The sequence below is a fragment of the Enterobacter cloacae complex sp. IR5458 genome (assembly GCF_049238025.1).
GTDB classification, from domain to species: Bacteria; Pseudomonadota; Gammaproteobacteria; order Enterobacterales; family Enterobacteriaceae; genus Enterobacter; species Enterobacter kobei.
Window position 1 is genome coordinate 1 of the sequence record NZ_JBMKIF010000076.1, and the last position, 6,638, is coordinate 6,638.

The window sequence follows — 6,638 nt, forward strand, 5'->3', positions numbered from 1 at the left end:
AAAACACAACCCGCTACGGGGGAGACTTACCCGAAATCTGATTTATTCAACAAAGCCCAGGTGCATCCAAAATTTCAAAAGAAAAGTCCATTTCCTCTGTGGTGCCAGTGCTAGAAAAAGTATCGGATGAAAATCAAACCGCCTCCATAAGCATAAAATCTAAAGCTAAGGCAAACAAGCGACTAGCGACTTTGGCAAGATAGGTGAGAGACAGTACAATCGACTTCTGAGTTCAACTTGTCTTACCAGGAAAGCCAGCACAAAGGAGTATACAGTTAATAGGGTGTTTATTGATTGTGACTTGAAAATAATGATTACATATTAATGTTTTGGCCTACATCTTAAGATGTACACACTGTGTATAGCGGTGTGTACGATTTTCTTCCTAAAAATTTCAAAGGTGGCGGTCCTGCTGCCTCATACACCTTACTATTGTGTCTTAATAATGTAGCTATTCACATTCAAGCTAAATGAATATCATTATTATTAGGCGACAATAACTCAGTCCGACGTGTTGCCTAATAATGATTTTTTATATGCATATCTCCCTCAAATTTTCTGCTCTATTGCTCGCAATTCTTCATCACATTTATTCAGATCCCATGCGTAAAATGCACTCAGGTCACTAAACAGGCATCCCTCGTCTACTCATCAGTTGATATTGATATGAAGTGTTTCGACAGATACTCCAGGCGCTGAGATGTAAAGGACTCGCAGGATCTGCATTTTTATCCTGTCGGCTGTTTACCTCGAACCGGAGCACCACATATAATTATCGCTTTGTTACATCAGATGCACCCCTCTGCTCTTTCTCAGCCTGTGAATCTTTACAGGGGGCCGGTAGTTGCCGGACAGGGAAAGGAATAATTTCTCTTTAAGGATTTTATCGAATGCTGTTCGATACAGAGAAAATCAAAGAGCTGCTTCGGGAATCTCCCGGCCTGACAGGCAAACAGATAGCTAAAACTCTCGGATATGCTGACAAGTCAGCCCTGAATTCATTTTTATATAGCCATGCAGAGGGACTCAAACGGGTCGAATGGAAATGGTATGTTGACGATGAATATGTTCTGGTTCTGGATGGCGACGCTTGGATCGATGAAAATATTTTTGAAGCTAACTTATCAGCTTCGGGATGTCTGTTGAGCGCCTCTGCGCGCAGATGCAGCATAAGCTTCCCGGAAAGTTGCTCTATTTTATTGGCGGCTGGAGCAAGGATAATTGCATTGGCAAATCAGGCTGCATATTCTGGAAAATCCATAGAACTCGATTTTAGCAAATGCCCTTCTGCGAAAAACTACCTGAACCGGTTAGGTTTTTTTGATCATTTGCATCCTGATGTGTTAGTCAAGCCTGAGAGACCAACGAATTCAAGGGCACAACGCTATCAGGGAAACAGTGACAATCTGGTTGAGATAGCCTCTATAGACCTTGATGATTTTGATAACTCTATCCCTGTAAAGTTAACTAAGAAGTTTGTAGTCCATGCCGGCCAAAAGTACTACATGGCGGTGTTCACCATATTTTCAGAGCTGATTGGTAATGTCCGGGATCACAGTGAGAGCCCGATTCCTGGGTTTGCAGCGTTACAGTTATATAAAGGTAAGCGGCGCCACATTCAGACCGTCATTTCAGATAGTGGTTTGGGTATTGCCACGACATTGAAACGTAATCTTAAAAAACATTATCCTGAAATTTTCGAGGAACTGGAGTCATCAGGCGAAGATGCTGATTTATTCTTGGTTACCCATGCGCTTAAAAATGGTGGGTTGAGCCAATTTGGGTCTGCACCTGACGAGGCAGCTCGGGGACTGGGTCTGAAGCGTTCTCAGGATCTGGCCGCAAAATATGATGCTGTTGTTCTTGTCCGACAACCTGACTTTGAGTTGAGAATTACCTACAAGAATGGTGTTATAACTGAAATTACCAGCAAAAAAAGGCTCGCGTTGATTAAGGGCACACAAGTTTGCTTTGATTTTTTCCTGGGCTATGATTAGTATCATCTCCTTAAATTAACCATAAGAAGCAGGATTGTATGAAAGTCAAACTGCTGGAACTCACTGAAAACAATAACCATCCATTTGGAAATGTTTTGGGGCGGGAAGTGTTTAAGCGACTTCAAAATGTCGTTGACTCAAACCCTGGCTGCAAGTCTTTTGAAATCTCTCTTGAAGGAATTGTGGCTACCGATTCCTCTTTTCCACGTGAAAGTGTCATTGCGCTTGCAAAGCAGCTTTGTGGGGAAAAGTATTTCTTTATCACCGATGTCAGCTCAACAGATCTCATCGATAACTGGGACTATGCTGCCATTGCAAAGCAACAGTCTATGATAGTGGTTTTGGCTGGCGGAGTGCGGGTTATTGGCCCTGAAGCGAAAAGCTCGACAAAGGCGTTGCTTGACGTCGTGTTAGGACGTAATGGCGTTAGTACGGCAAATGTCGCTAAGTCTCTCAACATATCAGTTCAAAATGCGAGCACAAGGCTTAAAAAACTTTCCAGTGAAGGGGTTATCATGAGGTCTGAAGTGTCCTCACCAACAGGAGGCATTGAGTTTATATACTCCGGTCCAAATATTTCCGCTTAAACAGCTTGATTTAACCAGATTGCTGCATGTATAGTTTTCGCAGTGGTTCAGTTTTTTTCTGACACCTGGTTAAACAGCTTTATTTAATGAGATTCTGAAGCGCTACTGCTGAAGAACTCCTGGAGATATTTATGCAAGAGATTCGTTCCCAATACCCCCACGACCACTTCATTGAGGTGGCAGATGAACATCTCGTTTTCCGTCAGGTCGCGCTTGAGGACCGTACACCAAACGGTTCACAGATTTCTGCTGCATCAGGTTTTAAACCAGATCAAATGCCTGTTGTCCTGATGTTTCTTCCGAATGGTTCACTGGAAGATATCCGTCCTGATGAAGTTGTCCATCTTGGCTCTGATGTTCGCCGTTTCATCGTTATTGAATCAGATCGCACGTATTTTTTTACAATTGACGGGGCACGTCTTGAGTGGCCATGCCGCTTAATCACTGGTTATAACGTCCGTAAGCTCGGAAACATTGACGACAATAAAAAACTTCTTCTTGAACGTGAAGACGAAGCCGATCTTGAAATACAAAATGACCAGATTATCGATCTGGATGGTGATGGGATTGAGCATTTCATCAGCAGAAAGGCAACGTGGAAGCTGAATGTTCAGGGTAAGGAATTTACTTTTGATACCCCGACCGTTGTCATCCGGGATGCTGTTATCCGGGCAGGGCTGAATCCCAATCAGGCATGGCATATCTTTCTCAAAGTTGAAGGGCAGCCAAAAGTTGAGAAGAATATTGATGATATCATCGATTTGCGCACGCCCGGGATAGAGAAACTGCGACTTACGCCGAAAGATGTGAACAATGGCGAAGAGTCCCCTGCCAAGCGCCGTGAGTTCAGTCTTCTGCCCAGTGATGAGCGCTATCTTAACGAAATGGGGTATTTTTGGGAGACCAGCCTGAACGGCAATGCACGATGGCTGATTATTCACGGTTTTGAGGTGCCGGAAGGATATAATCATCAACAGGTAAATCTGGCACTGTCGATAACATCTGGCTATCCCGTAAACATGTTGGATATGTTTTATGTCTATCCACCATTGGCTCGGGTCAATGGCGTCAACATTCCGGCTACGGAAGCTACGGCGGTTATTGATAGTGTTGCGTATCAGCGATGGTCTCGCCATCGCTCATGGGATCCTGAGACCGATTCAGTTATTTCTCAACTGGCCATGGCTGATGGTTGTCTGCAAAAGGAGGTGGAGCAATGAGCCACGGAAGTCGTCTAATCTTAACTCAGGAACTCCATACTTCTCTGAAGAAACATCTTTTTCCAGGAGACGGAAAAGAGGCGGCTGCAATCCTGGTGTGTAACCGTTATGAAGGAGTTCGTCTGAAGCTCATGGCAAAGGAGCTAATTCCGGTTCCATATGAAGAGTGCGTATCCAGGACGAGTGACTTTATATCATGGCCTGGTAGCTATCTGGAGAAAGCCATTGATGCCGCTGAAGAAACTTTAATGACAGTTATTCTTGTACATTCACATCCCGGCGGTTTGCTTGAATTCTCGGATACGGATGATGCAAGTGATGCTCAGACGATGCTTTCTCTTTATCAGGGCGTTGACACTGTTCATGGTTCAGCAATTATGGTCTCTGAAGGAAGCATGCGTGCACGGCTCTATCGTAAGGGGAAATACGCTGAGAATGTGGATTTAGTAACTGTCGCAGGTGATGATATTCACTACTGGTGGGATGGTATTTATGAGTTAAGCCAGCAACCGATAGCTTTTACATCGGGTATGACTGACACCTTTAACAAACTTACCGCAGCTATCATTGGTGTATCTGGCACAGGTTCAATTGTGGCCGAACAGGTTGCCCGGCTAGGATTTGGGGAAATAGTTCTTATTGATCATGATCATATTGAAAAGAAAAATCTGAACAGGATCCTGAACTCGACTCTTGATGATGCCCTGAGCGGCCGGTCGAAGGTTGATATGTTTGCGCAAGCTATTCGCAATATACGAGGAAAAGATATTGCCCAACCCATTCAGGACACCATCTTCTCGCGAGAAGCCGTTCTGTCAGCGGCAAATGCAGATGTGATTTTTTGCTGTGTTGATACTTTCCAGGCTCGGATGATTGCAGATCGCATTGCTTCGTCATTTTTAATCCCACTGCTTGATGTGGGTGTAAAAATACCAACGCATGTTGATCCTGAGGATGGAAGAAAAATTACGGATGTCACGGGACGGATAGACTATGTAAAACCCGGTGGCTCTACGTTATCTGATCGGCATGTATACACCCCGGAGCTTATCTACCGTGAAAACCTGAGCGAAGAAGAGTATGACGAGCAAGTCGAAAGAGGTTACATCACAGGGCTACAGGAAGAGGCTCCAGCTGTAATAACACTGAACATGAGGGCAGCGGCAGCATGTGTACTGGAATATATCGCCAGATGTTTCCCTTTTCGTGAATACCCTAACAAGGGATATGCGCGAACGTTGTTCAGTCTTTCTGGCGTTGAAGAGGACTATATCGATGAAGATGCAATTGCCAGGGCTCCCAATCCCCGTATAGCCGCTGGCAGGAAAGAACCACTTTTGGGTATTCCTGAACTGGGAGATATGTAATGTCTTTTTTCAACAAGGTTCTTTATTATTTTCTACGCAAGTTTGAATATTTACTTCCGGCAAGGCAACTGATCATCGTTAATGAGGATTCATTACCGGATAAGATGCCTCTTCGTTCCATAATTCTCGCCAGAGAGGGCACGGAGGATTGGTGTATTGGATTTAAGTGTCCCTGTGGATGTGAGCGAACCATTGAGTTACTGGTTATAGAAGAAGCCAACCCCAGATGGGATTATGCTCTTGACGATAACAGTTTACCTTCCCTGTATCCTTCTGTATGGCTAAAAGATGGTTGTCAATCTCATTTCTGGATAAAAAAAGGAAGAGTTATTTGGGTTTGATTTCTAACTTTTGAAAGGAAATGGCAAATTATCCAGATAATAAAAAACAGAGCCTGTTCATGTACTTGTGAGTAGTTTTTCACTTAGGGACACCCTGAGCAAAAACAATTTGCAGGTTTAATCAGGTCTGAACAGCCAGTTTCAAAGCGATTCATTTCAATCATGTATTTGTAAATCTCATGACGAGACTCTGAATTTAATTTAGAGAGTCTTTTAATGTTTATTTTGTAAATTATTGGATGGTGTTTTAAATATAATAAATTGCTTTCTATCAGAGAACTTATCTGTCTATCCATAGGGGAAGTGCTTCGTCGTTACGCCGGTCACAGCGCTTGCCCTGCTAACCGGCAGAAAGTTTAACTGGTAGTGAGAACTGCCCACGCGATACGCACAAGGCGCGGCTGACTTGCGCTATTCTCCATCCTTAGGCAACAAGGACGCAGGCGCTATCCATTTTCACGAGTGATCGCACTCCACGCCTTCTTTCAGGACCTCTTCCTCCATACAGCTTAAGTTCTCGCAAACGAACGATTCACCTTTAGAGATCCTGCAACATACTCATAATGTTCTCTGAGTCGAGCATCATGCAGAAAGCCCTTTCAATAAGGGTTTAAGCGCTACTACATGTTTGTTTAACAATCTATAGTTTGTATTCTTGTTTTAACACCCTGTACGTTGTTAAATGAGACTCCAGAAGCATGTTTCAGACGCAACAACGCGTGGTTATCTCAAAATGAATAAAGCCTATCCGATAAAGCATCTTGATCATTTACGTCCAATATTGATTGGTTTTCGCAAAGTTAATGGACTCACACAGAAAGCTATTTCAGAGCGATTAGGAGTGTCACAGCAAGCTTATGCACGTTTCGAATCCAATCCATCGAGTGCCAGTTTTGAAAGGCTATTCAGAGTGTTTACTGTTTTAGGGATTGAGCTTTCCTTATCTTCGAACAAACCTTCAACTCCAGCTTCCTCAACAGAAGAGAAAGACAAATATGAAGTGGTCAACAAAAACTGGCCACCGCGTTAGAGTTTTTCCAGTATCGGTTTTCTGATTCGTTTGGCGTTAACCCACCATTATATTCGTGCGGTCTTAGTGCGCTGTAATATCCAACGATATAGTCCG

Annotated in this window: 6 protein-coding genes and 1 pseudogene; 6 read left to right on the forward strand and 1 reads right to left on the reverse strand. The window is 43.6% G+C overall.

The annotated features are described in order from the left end of the window. The first annotated feature begins 890 nt into the window (after positions 1-890). The 6 genes from ACOTYN_RS25365 (at position 891) to ACOTYN_RS25390 (ending at position 6,542) form a co-directional block, all read left to right on the forward strand. Positions 891-1,997 carry a hypothetical protein gene (locus tag ACOTYN_RS25365; protein WP_001567866.1) on the forward strand — a complete coding sequence of 369 codons (1,107 nt, stop codon included), beginning with the start codon at positions 891-893 and terminating at the stop codon, positions 1,995-1,997. Between the two features lie 38 nt (positions 1,998-2,035). Then, entirely contained in the window at positions 2,036-2,584 is a 549-nt protein-coding gene (locus ACOTYN_RS25370; RefSeq protein WP_001567865.1) for a winged helix-turn-helix domain-containing protein, read from the forward strand. Positions 2,585-2,715: 131 nt separating this feature from the next. After that, complete coding sequence (locus tag ACOTYN_RS25375; RefSeq protein ID WP_032622076.1) at positions 2,716-3,804, forward strand: multiubiquitin domain-containing protein; 1,089 nt, start codon at positions 2,716-2,718, stop codon at positions 3,802-3,804. Further along, the gene (locus ACOTYN_RS25380) at positions 3,801-5,171 is read left to right on the forward strand and encodes a ThiF family adenylyltransferase (protein WP_032622075.1); all 1,371 of its coding nucleotides are present in this window, start codon (positions 3,801-3,803) and stop codon (positions 5,169-5,171) included. The genes ACOTYN_RS25375 and ACOTYN_RS25380 overlap by 4 nt, the downstream gene beginning before the upstream one ends. Then, entirely contained in the window at positions 5,171-5,512 is a 342-nt protein-coding gene (locus ACOTYN_RS25385; RefSeq protein ID WP_032622073.1) for a DUF6527 family protein, read from the forward strand. Before ACOTYN_RS25380 ends, ACOTYN_RS25385 begins: the two co-directional genes overlap by 1 nt. Before the next feature lie 733 nt (positions 5,513-6,245). After that, positions 6,246-6,542 (forward strand): helix-turn-helix domain-containing protein, encoded by a 297-nt coding sequence (locus tag ACOTYN_RS25390; RefSeq protein ID WP_166182120.1) that lies wholly within the window; start codon positions 6,246-6,248, stop codon positions 6,540-6,542. Here ACOTYN_RS25390 and ACOTYN_RS25395 read toward each other — a convergent pair. Next, positions 6,517-6,638 (reverse strand): annotated as a pseudogene (locus ACOTYN_RS25395) (IS3 family transposase); the annotation flags it as partial. The gene ACOTYN_RS25390 and the pseudogene ACOTYN_RS25395 sit on opposite strands and share 26 nt — an antisense overlap.